Source organism: Aliihoeflea aestuarii (assembly GCF_024105665.1).
GTDB lineage: Bacteria > Pseudomonadota > Alphaproteobacteria > Rhizobiales > Rhizobiaceae > Aliihoeflea > Aliihoeflea aestuarii.
In genome coordinates, this window is sequence record NZ_JAAAMK010000008.1 from 157,169 (window position 1) to 177,557 (window position 20,389).

At 61.7% G+C, this 20,389-nt stretch carries 21 protein-coding genes; 19 read left to right on the plus strand and 2 right to left on the minus strand.

What is annotated here, in order from left to right:
- Positions 1-7 precede the first annotated feature (7 nt).
- The 7 genes from GTW25_RS15835 (at position 8) to GTW25_RS15865 (ending at position 6,850) form a co-directional block, all read left to right on the plus strand.
- Positions 8-826, plus strand: a complete 819-nt coding sequence (locus GTW25_RS15835; RefSeq protein ID WP_252913180.1) for an ABC transporter ATP-binding protein — start codon at positions 8-10, stop codon at positions 824-826.
- Between the two features lie 33 nt (positions 827-859).
- Positions 860-2,107 (plus strand): ABC transporter substrate-binding protein, encoded by a 1,248-nt coding sequence (locus GTW25_RS15840; RefSeq protein WP_252913181.1) that lies wholly within the window; start codon positions 860-862, stop codon positions 2,105-2,107.
- 101 nt (positions 2,108-2,208) lie between these two features.
- Positions 2,209-3,459: an ABC transporter substrate-binding protein gene (locus GTW25_RS15845; protein ID WP_252913182.1), complete on the plus strand. Its 1,251-nt coding sequence runs from the start codon at positions 2,209-2,211 to the stop codon at positions 3,457-3,459.
- A gap of 86 nt (positions 3,460-3,545) precedes the next feature.
- Positions 3,546-4,328: an enoyl-CoA hydratase-related protein gene (locus tag GTW25_RS15850; protein WP_173194940.1), complete on the plus strand. Its 783-nt coding sequence runs from the start codon at positions 3,546-3,548 to the stop codon at positions 4,326-4,328.
- Positions 4,329-4,341: 13 nt separating this feature from the next.
- The gene (locus GTW25_RS15855; protein ID WP_252913183.1) at positions 4,342-5,124 is read left to right on the plus strand and encodes an enoyl-CoA hydratase/isomerase family protein; all 783 of its coding nucleotides are present in this window, start codon (positions 4,342-4,344) and stop codon (positions 5,122-5,124) included.
- A 41-nt stretch (positions 5,125-5,165) separates the two neighbouring features.
- A complete protein-coding gene (locus GTW25_RS15860) occupies positions 5,166-5,924 on the plus strand; it encodes an electron transfer flavoprotein subunit beta/FixA family protein (protein ID WP_173194938.1) in 759 nt (252 codons plus the stop codon).
- The gene (locus GTW25_RS15865; RefSeq protein WP_173194937.1) at positions 5,924-6,850 is read left to right on the plus strand and encodes an electron transfer flavoprotein subunit alpha/FixB family protein; all 927 of its coding nucleotides are present in this window, start codon (positions 5,924-5,926) and stop codon (positions 6,848-6,850) included. The genes GTW25_RS15860 and GTW25_RS15865 overlap by 1 nt, the downstream gene beginning before the upstream one ends.
- Before the next feature lie 220 nt (positions 6,851-7,070).
- Here the strand turns inward: GTW25_RS15865 and GTW25_RS15870 are convergent, their stop codons facing one another.
- Complete coding sequence (locus GTW25_RS15870; protein WP_290128078.1) at positions 7,071-8,237, minus strand: CaiB/BaiF CoA transferase family protein; 1,167 nt, start codon at positions 8,235-8,237, stop codon at positions 7,071-7,073.
- Positions 8,234-9,397 carry a CaiB/BaiF CoA transferase family protein gene (locus tag GTW25_RS15875; protein WP_252913185.1) on the minus strand — a complete coding sequence of 388 codons (1,164 nt, stop codon included), beginning with the start codon at positions 9,395-9,397 and terminating at the stop codon, positions 8,234-8,236. Before GTW25_RS15875 ends, GTW25_RS15870 begins: the two co-directional genes overlap by 4 nt.
- A gap of 107 nt (positions 9,398-9,504) precedes the next feature.
- On the opposite strand from GTW25_RS15875, the gene GTW25_RS20515 reads away from it, so the two are divergent.
- The 12 genes from GTW25_RS20515 to GTW25_RS15930 all read left to right on the plus strand — a co-directional run bounded on the left by GTW25_RS20515 (position 9,505) and on the right by GTW25_RS15930 (position 20,109).
- Positions 9,505-9,876, plus strand: a complete 372-nt coding sequence (locus GTW25_RS20515; RefSeq protein ID WP_290128079.1) for a Zn-ribbon domain-containing OB-fold protein — start codon at positions 9,505-9,507, stop codon at positions 9,874-9,876.
- A 4-nt stretch (positions 9,877-9,880) separates the two neighbouring features.
- Positions 9,881-11,032: a thiolase family protein gene (locus tag GTW25_RS15880; RefSeq protein ID WP_252913186.1), complete on the plus strand. Its 1,152-nt coding sequence runs from the start codon at positions 9,881-9,883 to the stop codon at positions 11,030-11,032.
- 21 nt (positions 11,033-11,053) lie between these two features.
- Positions 11,054-11,911: a MaoC/PaaZ C-terminal domain-containing protein gene (locus tag GTW25_RS15885; RefSeq protein ID WP_252913187.1), complete on the plus strand. Its 858-nt coding sequence runs from the start codon at positions 11,054-11,056 to the stop codon at positions 11,909-11,911.
- An 11-nt stretch (positions 11,912-11,922) separates the two neighbouring features.
- The gene (locus tag GTW25_RS15890) at positions 11,923-13,050 is read left to right on the plus strand and encodes a CaiB/BaiF CoA transferase family protein (RefSeq protein ID WP_252913188.1); all 1,128 of its coding nucleotides are present in this window, start codon (positions 11,923-11,925) and stop codon (positions 13,048-13,050) included.
- A gap of 89 nt (positions 13,051-13,139) precedes the next feature.
- On the plus strand, positions 13,140-13,865 hold the full coding sequence (locus GTW25_RS15895; protein ID WP_252913189.1) for a transglutaminase-like domain-containing protein: 726 nt from the start codon (positions 13,140-13,142) through the stop codon (positions 13,863-13,865).
- On the plus strand, positions 13,862-14,311 hold the full coding sequence (locus GTW25_RS15900) for a MaoC/PaaZ C-terminal domain-containing protein (protein WP_252913190.1): 450 nt from the start codon (positions 13,862-13,864) through the stop codon (positions 14,309-14,311). The genes GTW25_RS15895 and GTW25_RS15900 overlap by 4 nt, the downstream gene beginning before the upstream one ends.
- On the plus strand, positions 14,308-15,426 hold the full coding sequence (locus GTW25_RS15905; protein WP_252913191.1) for an acyl-CoA dehydrogenase family protein: 1,119 nt from the start codon (positions 14,308-14,310) through the stop codon (positions 15,424-15,426). Before GTW25_RS15900 ends, GTW25_RS15905 begins: the two co-directional genes overlap by 4 nt.
- The gene (locus GTW25_RS15910) at positions 15,423-16,574 is read left to right on the plus strand and encodes an acyl-CoA dehydrogenase family protein (RefSeq protein ID WP_252913192.1); all 1,152 of its coding nucleotides are present in this window, start codon (positions 15,423-15,425) and stop codon (positions 16,572-16,574) included. Before GTW25_RS15905 ends, GTW25_RS15910 begins: the two co-directional genes overlap by 4 nt.
- A gap of 19 nt (positions 16,575-16,593) precedes the next feature.
- Positions 16,594-17,403 (plus strand): enoyl-CoA hydratase/isomerase family protein, encoded by an 810-nt coding sequence (locus tag GTW25_RS15915; protein ID WP_252913193.1) that lies wholly within the window; start codon positions 16,594-16,596, stop codon positions 17,401-17,403.
- Positions 17,404-17,433: 30 nt separating this feature from the next.
- Positions 17,434-18,630: a phenylacetate--CoA ligase family protein gene (locus GTW25_RS15920; protein WP_252913194.1), complete on the plus strand. Its 1,197-nt coding sequence runs from the start codon at positions 17,434-17,436 to the stop codon at positions 18,628-18,630.
- Between the two features lie 206 nt (positions 18,631-18,836).
- Positions 18,837-19,856: an MBL fold metallo-hydrolase gene (locus GTW25_RS15925; protein WP_252913195.1), complete on the plus strand. Its 1,020-nt coding sequence runs from the start codon at positions 18,837-18,839 to the stop codon at positions 19,854-19,856.
- Entirely contained in the window at positions 19,843-20,109 is a 267-nt protein-coding gene (locus GTW25_RS15930; protein ID WP_252913196.1) for a hypothetical protein, read from the plus strand. The genes GTW25_RS15925 and GTW25_RS15930 overlap by 14 nt, the downstream gene beginning before the upstream one ends.
- Positions 20,110-20,389 lie beyond the last annotated feature (280 nt).

Genomic DNA, 20,389 nt, shown 5'->3' on the forward strand with positions numbered 1-20,389 from the left:
GCCGGAGATGACCCACGCTCCCGACAAAGAAGCAGAAAACATCCTGTCGATGAACAGTGTAGAGGTCCTGTATGACAACGTCATGTTGGCGATCAAGGGGGTCTCCATCCAGATTCCAAAAGGAGGAATGGTAGCGCTGCTTGGGTCCAACGGGGCCGGAAAGAGCACGACGTTAAAGGCGATCAGCGGCCTTCTCAAGGCCGAGCGCGGCCGCGTCAACCGCGGCGAGATCAGCTTCGACGGCGCAGTGATCACCGGTGTTCCTGCGCAGCGACGTGTAGAGATTGGGATTTGCCATGTGATCGAAGGCCGTCGAGTTTTCGAACATCTGACGCCCGACGAGAACCTCGAAGCGGCTGCACCGATTTCGATGAATCGCGCCACACTCAAAACGGAAAAGCAGAGAATCTACGAGTACTTTCCGCGCCTCGCTGAACGGAAGAACTCCCAGGCGGGATATCTCTCAGGCGGCGAGCAGCAGATGCTGGCGATTGGTCGAGCATTGATGACCCAGCCCCGTCTTCTGATGCTCGATGAACCGAGTCTAGGCTTGGCTCCTTTCCTGGTGGCCGAGATCTTCAGCATCATCAAGAAGGTCAACGAGGAAGAGAAGTTGTCTGTTTTGCTGGTCGAGCAGAATGCACTCGCGGCGCTGGAGATCGTCTCGGACGGGTATCTGATCGAGAATGGCCGCGTTGTCATGCACGACACGGCCCAGGCATTGAAAGCGAATTCAGACATTCAGGAATTCTATCTGGGGGGAGGTTCGGGAACGAATTTCCACGACATCAAACATTACAGTCGGCGCAAACGCTGGCTGAGCTGACTCGATTGTTCCAAACGAGACCGGGAGGAGAATATGCAGTCGATTGGAAGAACACTGGCTTTGGCCTTGCTCGCCGCAGGCCTCCTATCGGAATCCGCCAAGGCGGCGGATCCCGAGCCATTCAGGATCGGCGTTTGCTACGATCTGAGCAAGGCCTATACTTTCGCTACGCCACAGGTCTCGCAGGCGGCGCTCGATCTTGCCGATCTCGTCAACATGAAAGGCGGAATCGATGGGGCACAGGTCGAGGTGATCGTGCGCGACCACGGCAATGAGCCGCAGCGCGGGATCGAATGCTACAGCAAGCTCAGCCGCGAGGGTGTGTTCGTTTTCGACACGCTGTCCACACCGGTTTCACTGGCGATCTTGCCGCGCGCAATGAAGGACCAGCGCATCCTGATGCAATCGCTTGTCGGGCGAGGCGACGCTGTCGACGGCACCGTGTTCAACTGGGTCTATCCTGTCGGAGCGACCTACTGGGGCCAGGCGGCCAACGACATCGCCTATATCAAGCAGCTGCACGACGGAGATCTTTCGGATGTAAAGGTGGGCTTCGTCTACTTCGATTATCCCTTCGGGCAGGAGCCGATCGAGATCCTTAAAACACTGTCGGGTAAGGAAGGATTCGACCTGGTCCTCTATCCGGTTCCGTTGCCTGGCAGCGACCAGGCGAGCGTCTGGTCCAAAGTGCGCCGAGATAAGCCTGACCATATCATCAGCTGGATGCTTGGCGGTGCGCACGTGGTTGCGTCAAAGGAAATGAAGCGTAACGGTATCCCAATGGAGAAGTACATCGCCGTCAACTGGCTCAACGAGGTGGATATCTCCAATATCGGCGCGGCGGCGGCGAAGGGGCTCAAGCGCGGTACGAATGTCGTGGGCGGTCAGGACATCCCACTCTACAAGGAAATCATGACCGAGCTTTATGACAAGGGCAAAGGTAACGGCCCGGTCGAAAAGACGCTGGATGTTTTCTACAATACCGGCCTTGCGATGTATTCGATCGTGTTCGAAGCTGCTCGTCAGGCGGCTTCGCTGCACGGCCATCCGATCACTGCCGAGTCATACAAAGCCGGGCTAGAGGCGATCGAGAAATTTGACGCAAATGGCCTGATGGCGCCGATCACGGTGACGGCGGAGGATCATGGCGGCGGAGGTCGCACGCGCATCGAAATGTGGGACGGGGCCACTTGGGTGCCGCAGACCGACTGGATTGCCGCCTATCAGGATGTCGTCTGGGAGGTTGTTAAGGAGAGTTCGTCGAAGTTCGACGGCAATTGATGTGAAGCAGGTGCAAGCCGCACCGTCCGTGGGGCCTGTGAAGCCGGGCCCCGCGGAGTGGGCAGTCAATGAGGAAGCGATATGCAACAGGGAGGTTCGACATGACTATATTCAATAGAGTGACTGCCGCTGTACTGGCAGCGGCGCTGGGACTGGCAATCCAGACAGCCGCGGCACAAGACAAGGAGCCGATCCGCTTCGGCCTTTGCTTTGATCTGAGCAAATCCTACACCTTCATCTCACCGCAGGTGGCGCAGGCTGCGCAGGATCTGGCCAAATACACAAACGACGACGGCGGCATAGAAGGTCATCCAGTCGAAATTATCGTGCGCGACCACGGCAACGAGCCGCAGCGCGGTGTCGAATGCTACGAACAGCTCAAGCGAGAGGGCGTCTTCATTTTCAACTTCCTCTCGACGCCCGTGACCAATGCCGCTCTGCCACGTGCGATGAAGGACGGCAACATCGTCATGCAATCCTTCGTCGGCCGCGGCGACGCTGTGGATGGCGATGTGTTCAAGTGGATTTTCCCGGTCGGTCCGACCTATTGGCAGCAGGCGGCCAATGACGTGGCCTTCATTAAGGATCAGTTGGGAGGTGATCTGAGCGAAGCCAAGATCGGCTTCATCTATCTAGACTATCCTTTCGGTCAGGAGCCGATCGAGATTCTCAAGACCCTCTCGGAGGAAGAAGGCTTCGAACTCAAACTCTATCCAGTGCCACTGCCCGGCAGCGACCAGGCGAGCGCCTGGACTCAGATTCGGCGTGACAAGCCTGATTACATGATCAGCTGGATCCTAGCCGGCGGTCACGTCGTGGCTTCGAAGGAGATGAAACGGAACGGATTTCCGATTGATCGCTATCTTTCGGTGAACTGGCTGAACGAAGTTGACATCAAGAATATCGGAGCCGATGCAGCCAAAGGCATCTTGCGGGGTACTAACGTGGCGGGTGGCCAAGAAGCTCCTCTGGTCAAGACAATGCTCGAGACCTTGTATGCCAAGGGTGAAGGCAGTGGTCCGGAATCGCTCGTCCGCGACGTCTATTACAACACCGGGTTAGCTATCTATGCCACTGGGTTCGAAGCTGCCCGCATTGCGATCGAAAAACACGGCTGGCCGCTGAATGCCGAAAGGATGAAGGAAGGATATGAGTCCATTGAGAATTTCGACGGAAATGGTGTGATGTCGCCGATCACCGTGACCGCGAAAGACCATGGAGGCGGCGGTAAGACCCGCGTCGAGCAGTGGGATGGTTCGACCTGGGTGCCGCTCACGGATTGGAGCGCGGACTACACCGACGTGGTGTGGGAAGTGATCAAGGAAAGCTCGTCGAAATTTACCGTCGAGTGATTTGACGGCGTGCCTGCGGGTCGGAGTGACCCGCAGGCATAAGCCGGTTCCCAGTCGTGCAAGGTCAGTCTGCGAGGGATCGAGAAATGGAAAGCAGCCCCATCGAAGTATCCGTCGAAGGTGGCGTGGCCATCGTCACTATCAACCGGCCCGACCGCAAGAACGCGCTCTCGGTCGCCGCCGCCAACGGATTGGTCGATGCATGGGAGCGGATCGAGGCCGACGATACGGTCAGCGTTGCGATCCTGACCTCGGCTGATTGCGGCGTCTTTAGCGCCGGGCTAGACCTCAAGGAGGCGGCAGAGATCGCGCGAAATGAGGGCGTCGACATCCTCAGCAAGATGCGCGACCCCTTTCACGACACGATGCGCGCCTGTCGCAAGCCGATCATAGCTGCCATGACCGGCTCCTTGATGGCTGGTGGGATGATGCTGGCGCTGAACTGCGATTTGCGGGTCGGACTCAAAGGAACCAAAATCGGGATCACCGAAGTCAAGATCGGACGCGGCTCGCCCTGGGCAGCGCCGGCGCTGTGGATGCTGCCGCAGCCTGTCCTGATGGAAATCGTTCTGACCGGCGATCTCATGCCGATCGAGCGGCTGCACGGTTACGGCTTCACCAATTATCTTGAAGACACGCCTGATCTGGTTCGCGAACGGGCCCGCGACCTCGCACGTCGGATCGCCAGTGCCGCACCGCTTTCGGTAGTAGCTGCGAAGGGCAGTGTGCGCGCGACCATGGATCTGGGCTGCGCCGCCGGGCTGGAAGAGGGTAAGCGCCTGCACGAAGTGGTCTATGCCAGCCAGGATGCCATCGAGGGCCCGCGGGCCTTTGCCGAAAAACGCGCGCCCGTCTGGCAAGGCCGGTAAAGGAGAGAGAGGCATGGGCGAATTGATGCGGCTTGATCGTGATGGGCCTGTGGGCGTTTTGCGCTTTCTATGCCCGGAACGGCGCAACCCTTTCAGCATTGCATTCGTCGAGGCGCTCATCGCCAATCTGCGTCAGGCCGAGATGGACGATGCGATACGTGCCGTGGTGATGACCGGCGGCGAGCATTTCTCAAGCGGCGGCGATCTTGTCGGCTTCCGCGCCGAGATCGCCAAAGGCGCCCGCGCCACCTCGCAGATGGTCGACATGGTCCACGACGGCGGTCGTGCCGCCTATCAATTCAAGAAGCCACTCATCGCTGCGGTGAATGGAATCGCCTATGGCGCGGGGCTAAGCCTGGCGCTGTCGGCCGATATCGTCGTGGCTGCCGAGGATGCGCGCCTCTGCGAGGTCTTTGCCAAGGTCGGCGGCTGCCCCGACACCGGGTCGAGCTGGCTCCTTCAGCAGCGCGCCGGGGCTGGGGTGGCCCGGATGCTGGTGCTTACCGGCCGCGAGATCGACGGACGAACGGCTCGCGAGCTGCGTGTAGTCGAGGAATGCGTCCCGGCCGAGGAGGTCGAAAACCGAGCAATCGAGATCGCGCGAGAGATCGCCGCCCACCCCGCCTTCGGCATGCAGACAACCAAGCGTGTCATGCGGGCGGCTGCCGAATGCTCCTACCTCGAGGCTCTGGAGATCGAGCGCGATGCGCAAAGCGTGCTGCTTTGCGCCCATGATTTTCCCGAGGCCATGAACGCCTTCCAAGAAAAGCGGCCGCCACGGTTCAAGGACTGCTGATTGCGGCCAAAGACGTTCAAACAGTCATAGGAGAAACGCCGATGAAGGTGCTCGTGCCCGTCAAACGCGTGATCGACTACAACGTGAAGGTTCGCGTGAAAGCGGATGGGAGCGGTGTCGATCTCGCGAATGTGAAGATGTCTATGAACCCTTTCGACGAGATTGCGGTTGAGGAGGCGATCCGTCTGAAGGAAGCGGGTACGGCGGACGAGGTCGTAGCAGTTTCGATCGGGGTGAAGCAGGCGCAGGAGACGCTGAGAACGGCGCTGGCGATGGGGGCGGACCGCGCGATCCTGATTGTGGCGGCCGCAGATGTGCATCAGGACATCGAGCCCCTGGCGGTGGCGAAGATCCTGAAGGCGGTGATCGACGAGGAGCAGCCGAACCTGGTGCTCGCCGGCAAGCAGGCGATCGATAACGATATGAATGCCACCGGGCAGATGCTCTCGGCGCTGCTGGGCTGGAGCCAGGCGACCTTCGCCTCGGAAGTGAAGGTCGAGGGCGGCAGCGCCGTGGTGACGCGCGAGGTCGACGGCGGGCTGCAGACCGTCAAGGTCAAGCTGCCGGCGATCGTGACGGTCGATTTGCGCCTCAACCAACCCCGCTACGCTTCGCTGCCGAACATCATGAAGGCCAAGAAGAAGCCACTCGACGAGAAGACGGCGGCGGATTACGGCGTCGACGTGAGCCCGCGGCTCGAAGTGGTGAAGACGGCCGAGCCGGAAACACGCCAGGCTGGCGAGATCGTGCCGGATGTCGATACGCTGGTGGCGAAACTCAAAGAGAGGGGGTTGGTGTGATGGCTGTTCTTCTGCTGGGCGAAGTAAATGACGGCGAACTGGCACTGGACCCCACCGCCAAGGCGGTGAATGCCGCCAAGGTGCTGGGCGAGGTTACCGTGCTCTGCGCCGGGGCTTCGGCGGCAGCCGCCGGCGTGGCAGCCGCGACGATCGAGGGCGTGGCGAAGGTTCTGGTGGCCGAGCATCCGGCGCTGAGCCACCGCCTTGCCGAGCCAACTGCGGCAATGATCGTAAGCCTCGCGGGCGACTATTCGCATATAATGGCCCCGGCCACCACCGACGCCAAGAACGTGATGCCGCGGGTGGCCGCGCTACTGGACGTGATGGTGATCTCCGATGTCTCGGGCGTTGTCGATGCTGAAACGTTCGAGCGCCCGATCTATGCCGGCAACGCAATCCAGACGGTGAGATCGAAGGACGCCAAGAAGGTCGTGACCCTCCGAACCTCGGCTTTCAAGGCCGCCGGCAAGGGCGGCCCGGCCAAGGTGGAGACCGTAGATGTGCCCGGTGATCCGGGCCTGTCGGAATGGGTAGAGGACAAGGTGGCCGAAAGCGACCGCCCCGAACTGACCTCTGCCGGGGTCGTAGTCTCTGGCGGCCGCGGCGTCGGCTCGCAAGGAGACTTCGCCCTGATCGAGAAGCTGGCCGACAAGCTTGGCGCAGCAGTGGGCGCCTCGCGGGCCGCAGTCGACGCCGGCTTCGCGCCGAACGACTGGCAAGTCGGCCAGACCGGCAAAGTCGTGGCGCCCGAGCTCTATGTTGCAGTGGGCATTTCCGGGGCGATCCAGCACCTTGCAGGGATGAAGGATTCCAAGATCATCGTCGCAGTCAACAAGGATCCGGACGCCCCGATCTTCCAGATCGCCGACTACGGCCTTGTGGCTGACCTCTTCCAAGCCGTACCCGAGCTGATCGAGAAGCTCTGAGACGCGTTATTCGAGGATCTCGCCTTGGTTAATTGGCCGCCCATTTTACGAGCCGGGCCGCCGAGGAACACAAGATGTTCCCGGGACAACGCGAGAAAGCGGGAAAACCGTGCGACGCATAGTTGCTACAGATTTGACGCGAGGGTAATCCTATAGCGCCGCGAAGAACCGCCGCCAGCGGCTCATGCTCGCGTGATGGTTTCCGGAGCTGGAAAGCCGTTCAGTCCTCCACCACTCCGCTCAGAATCTCTTCGCTATGTTCACCAAGGCGCGGCGCGGTGCGCAGATCGTGCCGCGCCGGCGTGGCCGAAAACTTCACCGGAGGTTTGGTTGTCCAGATGGCGCCTTCGGTGGGATGCGCCACGCGTTGGAAGAAGCCGGTTGCCTTGATGTGGGAATCCTGCGGCAGGTCGGGCAGCATGCTCACCGGCATGACCGGGATGTCGGCTTCCTCCATCAAGTCGATCCATTCCTGTGTGGTCCGCGACGGCGCGAACTGCGCTACCATGTCATAGACCGCGCCGATATTGCGGCTGCGTTCGTCCATGTTCGTCACCCACGGATGACAGAGCATGTCTTCACGTCCGATGGCGCGGAAGAAGCGGGCCCATTGCGCGTTGGAATAGGGAAGGATGGTAATATACCCGTCCTTCGTCTGGACCGGACGGCGATGCGGCACCAGCATACGGCTGTAGCCGAAGCTTTGCGGGAGGTCTTCGAATGTCGCGGCGGCCATGTGCTCCACCAGCAGAAACGACGCCAGCGTTTCGAACATCGGCACCTCGACATGCTGCCCCTCGCCGGTGCGTTCCCGGTGGTAGAGCGCGGCCATGACCGCCCAGGCCGCCGTGACTCCGCCCAACTTGTCGGCCAGAATGGTTGGCGCATAGGAGGGCGGCGCGCCGGGGTCGCGCATCGTGGCCAGCCCCGCCATGCCCGAGACCGCCTGAACGCTGTCATCATAGGCGGGCTTGTCGCGGTACGGCCCGTCCGACCCGAAGCCCACGGCAGCCACGGTAATCAGGCGGGGATTTTCACGGCGCAGGGCGTCCGGTGCCAAGGACAAGCGGGCCAGCGCTGCAGGGCGAATGCTGAATATGAAGACATCGGCGTCGCGCAAAAGCCGGCGTAAAGACCGCCGGCCGTCATCGGTCTTGAGATCCAGCACGACGCTGCGTTTGTTGCGATTCACGCCCAGAAAGACTGCACCCATGCCGGGGTTTTGAGCCGGCTGCACCTGGCGCAGCATGTCGCCCTCGGGGCTTTCTACCTTGATGACGTCGGCCCCCAGATCACCCAGCATCTGCGTGGCCAAGGGACCGAACACGACCGAGGTCATGTCAATGATCCGGACCCCCGACAGAAGTGCGGGTCTTGCTTTGCTCATGTCTGGTCGTCACCCGCCACGGGCGCGGCGAACTCCCGTCGGATCGCGGCATTATGCGCCCCCAGCGCAGGCGAGGCGCCCAGCGGCACATTTTCGCCCGACCTGCGAATCGGTGGTGTCGGTAGACCAATTTCGCCCGAAGGGCACTGAATGAGCGTCCGGTCGAGCTGCGGGTGGCTGGAAAGCGTCGCGACGTCGTTGACCGCGCCCGAGGCGATGTCGGCTTCACTCAGGAGCGCCAGCATCTGCGCCCTGTCGAGCGCAGCGAAAGCGGATTCGATCATCGGCTGCAGCACATCCCGGTTGCGGTTGCGGTTGTCATTGCCGTCGAAACGCGGATCCTCAACGAGTTCGGGCCGCTTCAGAACCGCGTTGCAAAAGCGCGCCCATTCGCGCTCGTTCTGCACCGACAGTGCGATCTGGCCGCCATCGCGGCAGGTATAGGCGCCATAGGGGCAGATCACCGGATGACTGAGGCCCACCCGAGGCGTTGGACGTCCGGCACAATCGTGAAAGATAAGCGGCACCGCCATCCAATCGGCCATGGTGTCGAACATCGCCACGCTGACGCCGCGGGCGCGCCCGGTGCGCTGGCATTCGATCAGCGCTTCGCAAATCCCCGCATGGGCGGTCATGCCCGTGGCGATGTCGCACACCGAAATGCCGACCCGTCCGGGTCCGTCCGGCGTGCCGGTGATCGATGCCAGTCCGCTCTCGCATTGCACAAGCAGGTCATAGGCCTTGGCATTACGCATCGGCCCATCATCGCCGTAGCCCGTGATATCGCAGGTGACGAGCTGCGGGAAACGCGCGCGCAGCGATGCCGAATCCAGTTCCAGCTTTTCGAGCGAGCCGGGGGCGAGGTTCTGCAGGAACACATCGGCGCGGGCGAGAATCCGTTCCAACAGCGCACGATCGTCTGGGTCCTTGATATCAAGCTCCAGAGATTCCTTGCCCCGGTTAAGCCAGACGAAATAGGCGCTTTCCCCGTTCGCCGCTCTATCGTATCCGCGAGCAAAATCGCCCGATCCCTTGCGCTCCACCTTGATGACCCGGGCACCCGCATCGGCAAGGCGCGACGAGCAGAACGGCGCGGCAACCGCCTGTTCCAGCGCGACCACAAGCAGCCCATGCAGCGGGCCCTTTTCGTCGATGTTCATATTCTTCTCGAACGCGTGAATTTTGAGCTTGCCAGAAATCTAACATCTGTTAGAAATATCGTCAACTCAGATGACCTGGAAGCGCAGTTAGGGAAGGGTGGTTGAGAATGCACGAAGGCCCGGATGTAGCCTTTCGAAGGGGGCTGGCAGAAGGCAAGGTGGTTCTTCCCAAGTGCAACGCGTGCGGACGTTTCCACTTTTTCCCGCGCGTGGTCTGTCCGCATTGTTACGCAACATCGTTCACGTCACACGAGATTTCGGGCAGGGGCGAGATCCATACCACAACGGTCGTCAGGCGCGCGCCCGATAGGGGCGGCGATTACAATGTCTGCATCGTCGAACTGGAGGAACGAGTTCGGATGATGAGCCGCGTTGAGGGCGTTGCGCCTCCTGACGTGGAGATCGGCATGGCGGTGATCGCCTATGTGGGAGAGATCGACGGCACCCCCGCCGTGCTGTGCAGGCCGGAAGGGGGCTGAAGAGATGGAGAGCAAGCTGCGCGGCAAATCTGCGATCGTGGGCACCGGACACGCCGGCTTCGGCGAGGCGCCCGGACTGACGGCCTACGACATCATGGCGCAAGCGGGCTTGGCGGCACTGGCGGATGCGCAGCTGAAACTGTCCGATGTGGACGGACTTTTTTGCACGATGATGGAAGACAGCATGCCAGCGTTGATGGCGGCGGAATATCTTGGCATCCGCCCGCGTTTCGTCGAGGGGACGATGACCGGCGGCTCTTCGTTCGTCAACTATATCACCGCAGCCACCATGGCGCTCACAGCGGGGTTGTGCAATGTGGCGCTGATCGTCTACGGCTCGAACCAGCGCAGTGGGTCGGGCAAGCTCGTTACGGCCTCGCGGCTGCCGCCTTACGAACAGATCTATCACCCGCGCTATCCGATCTCCGCCTATGCTCTTGCGGCGGCGCGGCACATGCACGAATTCGGCACCACGCGCGAACAGCTGGCCGATGTGGCGGTTGCCGCGCGGGCTTGGGCCAAGCACAATCCCGAGGCCTTCGCGCGCGGCGACCTGACACGCGAGGATGTGCTCGCCGCCCGCATGGTGAGCGATCCGCTGACGGTGCGCGACTGCTGCCTCGTCACCGATGGCGGCGGGGCGATCGTGATGGTGCGGTCGGAGCGGGCGAGGGATTTCCCCAAACAGCCGGTTTACGTCCTTGGCTCCGCCGCCGGGAGCACGCATCGACAGATTTCCCAGATGCCGGATTTCGCCGTCACGGCGGCCAGGGAGTCGGGTGCGCGCGCCTTTGCCGCAGCAGGGGTGACTACGTCCGACATCGACGTGGTCGAACTTTACGACGCCTTCACCATCAACACGATCCTCTTTCTGGAGGATTTGGGCTTTTGCGAGAAGGGCGAGGGCGGGGCCTTCGTCGAGGGCGGGCGGATCGCGCCGGGGGGTGAGTTGCCGGTCAACACCAACGGCGGCGGGCTCTCCTGCGTGCATCCGGGCATGTACGGCATCTTCACGGTGATCGAGGCGACCCGCCAGATCCGGGGCGATGCGCCGGGACTTCAGATCGCAAATATTGATCTGGCGCTCGCCCACGGCAACGGCGGCACGTTGTCGAGCCAGGTCACTGCAATTCTGGGCTCGGAGAACACGTTGTGAAACGACTGGGGAGGCGAAGCGATGCCGCTCAATTATGAGGTTCTCTCCAACTGGGAGTTTGAAGATGTAGCGCAAACCCTCACCGAGCGCGACACCATGCTCTATGCGCTTGGCTTGGGCTTTGGGGAGAATCCGACCGACGAAAAAGAACTAGCCTATGTCTATGAGGACGGGCTGATGGTCGTGCCGTCAATGGCCGTCACGCTTGGCTACCCCGGTTTCTGGCTGCGCGATCCGCGCACCGGGATCGATTGGAAGAAGGTCTTGCACGGCGAGCAGTGGCTGGATGTCTACAAGCCATTGCCGGTCAAAGGTGAACTGATCGGCCGTACCAGGATCGATCAGATCTCCGATAAGGGCGAAGAGCGCGGCGCGGTCATCTATCTGAGCCGTGACATCATCAATGCGGCCAGTGGCGAGACGCTGGCCAAGGTCTCAATGTCGACCTTCTGCCGCGGCGACGGCGGGTTTGGCGGCGAAAACAAACCGGGACCGACGCCTGCGTCCATCCCCGAGCGTGAGCCCGACCATGTTTGCGATCTTGCGACGCTGCCACGCCAGGCGCTGATCTATCGCCTGTCAGGCGATTACAACCCGCTGCACGCTGATCCCAAGGTCGCCCGTGCGGCAGGGTTCGAGCGCCCGATCCTGCATGGCCTGGCGACCTACGGGCTGGCGGCCCGCACCATTCTCAAGACGCTCTGCGACTATGACGCGAGCCGGCTGACCGGACTGGATGTGCGCTTTTCCGCCCCGGTCTATCCGGGCGAGACGGTGCGGTTTCATATCTGGCGGGAAGGCAACGAAGCCCGATTCAAAGCCTCGATCCCCGAGCGTCAGGTCGTGGTGCTGAACAACGGCGCAGCCCGCTTCGCCTGAGGACAGCGAACATGGCTCAGCCGCTCAGCGATATTCTCGTGTTGGATTTCAGCACGCTTCTGCCTGGCCCCTTGGCGACCCTGATGCTAGCCGAGGCCGGGGCGGAAGTTGTCAAGCTGGAGCGCCCCGGCACGGGCAAGGACGCGCGTCATTCGGCGCCGAAAATCGACGGCGTCAGCATCGGTTACGCGATCCTGAACCGCGGCAAGAAATCGATTGCGCTGGATTTGAAGGCTGAAGGTGCGGTGGAGAGCCTCCGTCCGCTGATCGAGAAGGCCGATGTCCTGGTCGAGCAGTTCCGCCCCGGCGTGATGGATCGGCTGGGCTTGGGATATGAGGCGGTGCGTGCCATCAATCCGGGCATCGTCTATTGCTCGATCACCGGCTACGGACAGACCGGGCCGAAACGGGACTTTGCCGGCCACGACCTGAACTATGTCGGCGACGCCGGAATCCTGTCGCTCAGTCGAGGTCCGGACGAGCAGCCGACAATGCCGTTCGCGCTGGTGGCCGACATTGGGGGCGGCAGCTACCCGGCGGTGTTCAATATCCTGCTCGCCCTGCGCGAGCGCGACCGTACGGGGCAGGGCGCCCATCTCGATATCGCCATGGCCGAAGGTGTCTTCGTTTTCGCCTATTGGGCTCATGTCAAGGGCGTTGTCGCCGGAGAGCCGATTGGCAATGGCGCCGACCGGTTGACGGGCGGACTGGCGCGTTACCGGCTCTATTCCGCAGCCGACGGGCGGCAGATCGCCGTGGCGGCACTGGAAGAGAAGTTCTGGCAGGCCTTCTGCCAGGTGATCGGACTCAGGACGGAGCTGCGCGACGACCTCGCCGATCCGCAAGCAAGCACCGCCGAAGTTGCCCGCCTCTTGGCGGCACATCCGGCCTCGCACTGGGAATCGCTTCTGGCCGAGGCCGATTGCTGCTGCACGGTGGTCAAGACCCCGGCCGAGGCGGCATCCGACGACCATTTTGCCAAGCGTGGCATATACGGCCGGCAAGTGCGAATCGGGGAACGGCGCGTACCCGCTCTGCCGCTGCCGATCGCGCCGGCTTTTCGCGCGCCGCCGTCCCGCGACGAGGCCGCGCCCGATCTCGCACGTGACAACCGCTATTTCGGGCTGCCCGACCCATGAGACACCGCCAAGAACGCCGAACCATTGACGGTGGCAGCGTGGCCCGTTAATCTAACAGATGTTAGAATTGCTTCTCGCAGAAGGTGGATATGATGACGACCTCCCAAGAAGAGCTCCCGGAAGAGGCCGCGAGGTACGTCGTGCCCACGTATTTCGTGAACAGCGACAGCCCCGAGGTCCAGCAGTTCGTCGCCCGGGCTCTGCGCGATCTACCCAACGATGCATCGAAGACCGATAGGGCGATCCGCCTGTTCGAGGCGGTGCGGGACGGTATCCGTTATGATCCCTACACCTTCGCCTTGACGGCCGATGCCTACCGGGCGAGCGCCATCGCCGGAGCGGAGGCCGCCTTCTGTGTGCCCAAAGCGATCCTCTTGGCGGCCTGCCTACGCGCGGTCGACATTCCTGCAGCGCTGGGATTCGCCGATGTGCGCAACCATCTGAACACGCCCAAGCTGCGGGAGCTGATGGGCACCGATCTCTTCGTCTATCACGGCTACGTGCAGCTCGGGCTCGACGGCAATACCTATAAGATCACGCCTGCGTTCAACATGGAGCTGTGCGAGCGGTTCGGGGTCAGGCCGCTAATCTTCGATGGCAACAGCGACGCGCTGTTTCACGAATTCGACGTCAAAGACCAGCGGCACATGGAATATGTGAACGATCGGGGGCTCTACGTCGACGCACCGATGGAGGAATTCCTGCGCGTTTTCAAAAGGACCTATCCCAAGCTCGAGCAGTTCAATCGCGAGCGCATCTCGCACAGCGCCGAAGGGGTGGACGCTGGGTTTGCGGCAGCGGGCAAGGTCTCATGAAATATCTGGAAGATTTCCAGCCAGGTCAGATCTACAGGTTCCGCGCAGAACCGCTGAGCAAGGAGGAGATCATTGCGTTCGCGCATGAATGGGATCCGCAGCGGCTGCACACCGATGAGAACTATGCCGTGTCCGTCCACGGCAGCCTGATCGCCTCGGGCTTTCAGACGATGCTGCATGTGTTCAAGCCAGTCATGCATGGAATGATGCCGGAGATCGCCAATATCGGCGGGCTGGGTTTCGATTCGCTGAGATGGCCTCGGCCTGTTCGGCCCGGCGAGGCGCTCGACATCGAACTGGAAGTCTCTTCGGTCAAACCTTCGAAGAGCAAGCCGGACAGGGGCGTGCTGGCCTACGCGCTCAGAGCCATGAACTCCGCAGGACAGGTCGTGTTCACTGCAGATACTCCGGTGATGATCAAGCGCCGGCTCTCGGAGGAACAATGAGCAACGCTGCACATCACGATCAGGACGATCTCCGCCTGTTGCGCGAAAGCGTCCGCACGCTGTTCGAGCGCGCGGGCGGCGTGGCGCGAGCGCGCAAGATCAGGGACGAAGGCGGCGGCTGGGATGCGCCCGTGATGACGGAACTGGCCGAGGCCGGCGTGTTGGGCGCCGCGGTGCCGGCAGAATCCGGCGGCCTCGGCATGGGGCTGGCCGCCGCCGGTATCATCGCCGAAGAAGTAGGCCGGGTGATCGCGCCCGAACCTGTGGTCGCCTCGGTTGGGCTCGCAATTGGCCTTTTGCGCCGACTCTGCCCCGAGCATGCGCTTCTGACCGAGGCGCTGGCCGGCACGACGATCCTGGCCACAGCATGGCAGGAGCGTGACGCCAAAGGTCTCTCCAACACCCTGTCATCTCGGTTCGAGAACGGCGCTCTGACCGGGATGAAATCATGGGTCGCGGGGGTGGCTGCTGCAAGTGGCATCCTCGTCGTGGCGGAGGCCGGCGGCGGCCCGGCTCTCGCTTTGGTTGAACCCGGCGGCAAGGGCATAGCCATCGACAAACGGCGTCAGTCCGATGGCAGTATGCTGGCCGAGCTACACCTGTCGGGCGCACCAGCCGAATTGCTCGCAAAGGGCCCGGCCGTCGCAAAGGCTCTGGAAGCTGCCGTCAGCGACACGACAGCGCTGACGGCGGCCGAGCTTGTCGGGGTCAGCGCCAAGGCGCTGGAGATCACGCTCGACTACATCAAGACGCGCGAGCAGTTCGACAAGCCAATCGGTTCGTTCCAGGTCATTCAGCATCGCGCGGTGGACATGCATGTCATGCAGGAAGTGGCCGAAGCGGGCGTGCGCGACGCGCTAGGCCTGATGGACGCGACAGAAGCCCCGCGCCTGCGTGCCCGCCAGGCCAGCCGCGCCAAGGCCCGGGCTTGCACCACGGCCAGGAAGATCACGCGCGAGGCCATCCAGCTGCATGGCGCGGTCGGCTACACCGACGAGTTCGACATCGGGCTTTACCTGAACAGGGCGCTGGTGCTCTCGGCCTGGCTGGGCGACGACGTCCATCACCGGCGGCTCTGGCTGAACGCCCGCAACGCAGAGGAGGCCGCAGAGTGATCGACTACAACGCCATGAGCGACGCGGACTTCCGCAGGGAGGTACGGCAGTTCTTCGAAACCGAGTATCCCGAAGAGCTGCGCAATCTTTCGCATCGCCCGAAGTTCGCCGAAATCGAGCACTGGCACCGCAAGCTTCATGCCAAGGGCTGGGTCGCACCGGCCTGGCCTGCGGAGTACGGCGGCATGGGGCTGAACGCGGCCAAGCTTCTCATCTTCTATGAGGAACAGCAGCGTTGGGGGGTCGTGCGCGGCCGCGACATGGGCGTGCAGATGGTCGGTCCGCTCATCATCAAGTTCGGCACCGATGCTCAGAAGGCATACTGGCTGCCCCGCATTCTGAGCTGTGAGGACATTTGGTGCCAGGGCTATTCCGAGCCGGGCGCAGGGTCCGATCTGGCGAACCTGCGCACGAACGCCGTGATCGACGGGGACGAGTTCGTGATCAACGGACAGAAGATCTGGACGACGATGGCGCATGACTCGACGCACATTTTCATGCTGGTGCGCACCGATCCGAAAGCCCCAAAAAAACAGCAGGGGATCAGCTTCATTCTCGTGCCGATGGATCAGCCGGGGGTCGAGGTCCGAACGATCACCACGCTGGCGGGCGAAACCGAGTTCTGCGAGGTCTTCTTCGACGATGCCCGCACCCCGTGCGAAAACCTCGTGGGCGAACTGAACAAGGGCTGGACGATGGCCAAGTCCCTGCTCAGCTTCGAGCGGGTGTTTATCGGCGCACCGAATCTGGCCCAGAACGCGATTGGCCAGCTTGAAACCTACGCCCGCGGTGCCGGCCGCTTCGACGACCCGGTCTTTTGCGACCGCTTCGCCGAGGTTGCGCTCGATGTCGAGGATCATGCGGCACTTTACGCGCGCTTCGCCGATCAACTCAAGCGGGGCGAACCGCTGGGCGCGGATGTCTCGATGCTCAAGATCTGGGTGACCGAGACGTTTCAGAAGATCACCGAACTCATGATCGAGGCGGCAGGACCCGACGGCGGCACCCTCGGCCCATTGCAGGTCGGCAATGTTGGTGTCGATGTTCTGGCGACCTTCTACAAGGCCCGGCCGACCACGATCTACGGCGGGTCGAACGAAATCCAACGCAACATTCTATCGAAAGCTGTCCTGGGCCTGCCGGGCTGATCACGAGGGAGGATTTATGATGTCCGATCGTTACGCGAAATACGACAAGCTGAAATTCGATTATCCGGCCGAGCGCGTGCTGCGCATCACTTTCGACCGGCCCGAGACCTTCAACTCGGTGGACGCCGAGACCCACACGCAGATGACCGATATGTGGATCGACATCGATCGCGATCCCGACATCAATGCGGTGATCGTCACCGGTGCAGGCAAAGCGTTTTCGGCGGGCGGCGATTTCAGTCTGATCGAGAGCATGATCGGCAATTCGCACGAGATCATGAAGACGTGGAAAGAGGCCAGGAACCTCGTCTACAACATCATCAACTGCAACAAGCCGATCATCTCGGCGATTAACGGTCCCGCGGCCGGCGCCGGCCTGGTCGTCGGCATCCTGGCCGACGTATCGATCGCCGGCAAGAAGGCCAGAATCGTTGACGGCCATCCTCGTCTCGGCGTCGCCGCCGGTGACGTCGCCGCGATCATCTGGCCACTGCTGTGCGGCATGGCCAAGGCAAAATACTATCTGATGACCTGCAAGCCGGTCTCGGGTGAGGAGGCTGACCGGATCGGGCTAGTGTCGATGTGTGTCGAGGATGAGGTTCTACAGCAGACCGCGCTCGACATCGCCACCGAGCTGGCAAATGGCTCGCAGAGCGCGATCCGCTGGACCAAATACTCGCTCAACAACTGGCTGCGTCAAGCCGGTCCGATCTTCGACGCATCCACTGCTCTCGAAATGCTCGGCTTCATGAGCGAGGACGTCAAGGAAGGCGTCCTGTCACATCGCGAGAAGCGCGCGCCAAACTTCCGCAAGGATTGTCCGATCTGAGCCGAGCGTAGGAGGGAGAATAGGAAAACAATGTCCATCGACATCTATCAGGATATCGCGACCGCCTACAACGCGGCCGCAACGAAGGCACCGGGATTGAAGGCGCGGTTCGAAGCGGCCGGGTTCGACCCTGGCAAGGTGTCATCACTGGCCGAGCTCTCCCGCCTGCCGGTGATGAAGAAAGAGGAGCTGCTGAAGCTCCAAAGAGAGAACCCGCCTTTTGGCGGGTTCCTTGCCGCTGATCTGAAGGAGATCGCGCGCATTTATGTCTCCCCAGGCCCGATCTTTGAACCGGCGCTGCCAGGCGGCGGCGGCCACGGACTGGATCTGCTGTTCAAAGCGGCAGGCATAGGCGCGGGCGACATCATCCTGAACACATGGATGTATCACCTCGTGCCGGCTGGACTTCTTTTTGACGAGGCAGCGCAGGCCGCAGGCGCCACCATTATTCCCGGCGGCGTCGGCAACACCGAATTGCAAGCCCAGATCGTCGTCGAGACCGGCGTCACTGCCATCTGCGCGTCGACGGCTTTCTTCCTAACGCTGGCCGACAAAGTGATCGAGACCTATGGCCGCGGCGCCTGGAAAGTGAGGACCGCCCTTCTGGGCGGAGAAATGGGCGACTGGATGTCCAAGCGCCGGCGGATCGAGGCCGAGTATGGGGTCGCTACATGGGCGGCCTATGCCACCGCTGATCTTGGCCTTGTCGCGTATGAGGATGGCGGCGAAGGTTACGTCGTGCATCCCAACCGGGTGGTACAGATTTGCGATCCTGTCCGCGGCGGCCAACTCCCCCACGGCGAGACGGGCGAGGTCGTGGTAACCGCACGCGATGCTACCTGGCCGATGATCCGCTTCGGCACTGGTGACAGCGCCTTTGCACTGGAGAGCAACCAGGACGGCAGTGTGCGCCGGCTATCGGCGCTGCAGGGCCGGGTGGGCGCGGCGGTGAAGGTGCGCGAGATCTTCGTCTATCCACGCGTGATCGAGGAGGTGGTGATTGCCACACCCGGGGCAATAGCGGCTCAGGCCGTGGCGACGCGCGAAAACGACCGAGACCTTATCAGCATCTCGATCGTTCTGCAGGAGAGCGCCGACCGCATTGCCGCCGAAGCGGCGGCCAAAGAAGCGTTCCAGCGACATGCCCGCATCCGTGCAGACGAGATCATCTTCATTGATGCGCTTCCCGAGAACGCGCCCCTTATCGTCAATGGCAAGGACATCTGAAGCCACAGCTCAAACTTCAGCGACGGTTAAGCGAGCGCCACCAAGGCATGTGTGAGCCTCACCGTCGACGAACCCATACTCACTACGAATAGGAGAAGGTTTCATGAAAGTTCTCGTCCCGGTGAGGCGGTGCTCGAGGCGAACGTGAAGCCGCGCGTAGCCTGCCGGTAGACAAAGCTCTCGAATGCCTCCATCTGTTGGAAATTATGCCTCAGTTTCCCTTCCATTCGCCACCGGCGGCGGGGCAAGTTATCTCGGTTGCGCCAGGGGTTCTCTGGGCCCGCATTCCGCTGCCGTACCGTCTTGATCACGTGAACGTCTATCTTGTCCAGGATGGCGAGAGCTGGACGCTGATCGACACCGGTATCAATACGGACGAGGCGAAGGCAGCTTGGCAGGCTCTCCTGGGGGGACCGCTATCGCATGTCTCCATTTCGCGCGTCGTCGTCACCCATCATCATCCGGACCACATCGGGCTTGCAGGATGGCTTTGCGGCAAGTTTGGCGCCGAAATGCTGACGAGCCAGACTGCCTACATGACCAGCAGGGTCATCTCCCTAGCCCCGCACGAGACGGGGCTTCGCCACTATTTCGATTTCTATGTTAACCACGGCATGAGCGAGGAAGGCGCCGGACTCGTCGCCATTCACGGCAGCGAATATCTGATGCTGGTTTCGGAACTGCCTCCCACCTTTCTCAGGCTCGTTCTGGCCGACAGAATCACGATCGGACGCCGGGAATTCAGGGTAATCACTGCGGACGGGCATGCCCCCGAGCAGATCCTTCTTTACTGCGAGCAGGATAGGCTGTTGTTCGCTGCTGATCAGATCATCGAGAGGATCTCGCCCAATGTCAGCGTCTTCGCCGGCGAACCTAATGGCGACCCGCTCGGACATTTTCTCAGGACGCTGCGCTTTATGCGTCAGGAACTGCCGGACGATGTCCTGGTGCTGTCGGGACACGGCCGCCCGTTCTACGGGCTGCATGAACGATGTCTCGAACTTGAGGCACATCACGAAGGACGCTGCCAACGGATCCGGGAAGCATGCGCAAAAGCGCCGCACTCAGTGGCGGATCTCGTTCCTATCCTCTTCACCCGCAAGCTCGACGCCCACCAGATGAGTTTCGCGTTCACGGAAACGCTGGCTCATATCAACCGGCTGGTACGAAGATCGGAGCTGATCGCAGTCAAAACTGCGGAGAAGGTCCGCTATGTCACCACCTGATATCGCCCATGCACGTGAGAACGATGACGTGTTCGTGCTTGTAATGCTTGTTCTCGTTGCCGGAGCGGATGCGGTATTCTCAGAGGGCTTGGCTTTCGCGACAGCCGCGGCGCTGGCGCTGGCGCTGGCGAACGTAGCCCACGAGGGGATCGTACAAGGCGCAATGACCTTACAGTTGTTGAAAAGCGACGATGAAGGGAAGCTTGCAGCAACTACGGCCTTCGCGCTCGGCATGGTGTTGTTGGGGAATTGAACGGAGGCGCTCCGATGGACCGGATTGGGAACTAAACGGAGCCTGCGGAACATTGGAGGCTTCGATTTGAAGAACTCGCGCTCGGGGAAGCTAAATCTGAACCTTTGCGGCTTGGCTTTGCGGCGCAGCTGAAGTCGCAAGTTGATCAGGCGGTTTCCGGCATCGGCGGCGGAGATGCCCGATTGGCTTGGCGCTACCTTCGCGATCCAGATCGGACGCGTGTCGCCTGATTGGCTCGAACGGGGCAAAGCACCATTGTGCGGGCGATCAACGGCCCTTC

What these genes read in the sequence shown, in the direction of transcription:
- GTW25_RS15835 (WP_252913180.1), top strand. Translation starts at nt 8, where the DNA reads ATGACCCACGCTCCCGACAAAGAAGCAGAAAACATCCTGTCGATGAAC.
- GTW25_RS15840 (WP_252913181.1), top strand. Translation starts at nt 860, where the DNA reads ATGCAGTCGATTGGAAGAACACTGGCTTTGGCCTTGCTCGCCGCAGGC.
- GTW25_RS15845 (WP_252913182.1), top strand. Translation starts at nt 2,209, where the DNA reads ATGACTATATTCAATAGAGTGACTGCCGCTGTACTGGCAGCGGCGCTG.
- GTW25_RS15850 (WP_173194940.1), top strand. Translation starts at nt 3,546, where the DNA reads ATGGAAAGCAGCCCCATCGAAGTATCCGTCGAAGGTGGCGTGGCCATC.
- GTW25_RS15855 (WP_252913183.1), top strand. Translation starts at nt 4,342, where the DNA reads ATGGGCGAATTGATGCGGCTTGATCGTGATGGGCCTGTGGGCGTTTTG.
- GTW25_RS15860 (WP_173194938.1), top strand. Translation starts at nt 5,166, where the DNA reads ATGAAGGTGCTCGTGCCCGTCAAACGCGTGATCGACTACAACGTGAAG.
- GTW25_RS15865 (WP_173194937.1), top strand. Translation starts at nt 5,924, where the DNA reads ATGGCTGTTCTTCTGCTGGGCGAAGTAAATGACGGCGAACTGGCACTG.
- GTW25_RS15870 (WP_290128078.1), bottom strand. Translation starts at nt 8,237, where the DNA reads ATGAGCAAAGCAAGACCCGCACTTCTGTCGGGGGTCCGGATCATTGAC.
- GTW25_RS15875 (WP_252913185.1), bottom strand. Translation starts at nt 9,397, where the DNA reads ATGAACATCGACGAAAAGGGCCCGCTGCATGGGCTGCTTGTGGTCGCG.
- GTW25_RS20515 (WP_290128079.1), top strand. Translation starts at nt 9,505, where the DNA reads ATGCACGAAGGCCCGGATGTAGCCTTTCGAAGGGGGCTGGCAGAAGGC.
- GTW25_RS15880 (WP_252913186.1), top strand. Translation starts at nt 9,881, where the DNA reads ATGGAGAGCAAGCTGCGCGGCAAATCTGCGATCGTGGGCACCGGACAC.
- GTW25_RS15885 (WP_252913187.1), top strand. Translation starts at nt 11,054, where the DNA reads ATGCCGCTCAATTATGAGGTTCTCTCCAACTGGGAGTTTGAAGATGTA.
- GTW25_RS15890 (WP_252913188.1), top strand. Translation starts at nt 11,923, where the DNA reads ATGGCTCAGCCGCTCAGCGATATTCTCGTGTTGGATTTCAGCACGCTT.
- GTW25_RS15895 (WP_252913189.1), top strand. Translation starts at nt 13,140, where the DNA reads ATGATGACGACCTCCCAAGAAGAGCTCCCGGAAGAGGCCGCGAGGTAC.
- GTW25_RS15900 (WP_252913190.1), top strand. Translation starts at nt 13,862, where the DNA reads ATGAAATATCTGGAAGATTTCCAGCCAGGTCAGATCTACAGGTTCCGC.
- GTW25_RS15905 (WP_252913191.1), top strand. Translation starts at nt 14,308, where the DNA reads ATGAGCAACGCTGCACATCACGATCAGGACGATCTCCGCCTGTTGCGC.
- GTW25_RS15915 (WP_252913193.1), top strand. Translation starts at nt 16,594, where the DNA reads ATGTCCGATCGTTACGCGAAATACGACAAGCTGAAATTCGATTATCCG.
- GTW25_RS15920 (WP_252913194.1), top strand. Translation starts at nt 17,434, where the DNA reads ATGTCCATCGACATCTATCAGGATATCGCGACCGCCTACAACGCGGCC.
- GTW25_RS15925 (WP_252913195.1), top strand. Translation starts at nt 18,837, where the DNA reads ATGCCTCAGTTTCCCTTCCATTCGCCACCGGCGGCGGGGCAAGTTATC.
- GTW25_RS15930 (WP_252913196.1), top strand. Translation starts at nt 19,843, where the DNA reads ATGTCACCACCTGATATCGCCCATGCACGTGAGAACGATGACGTGTTC.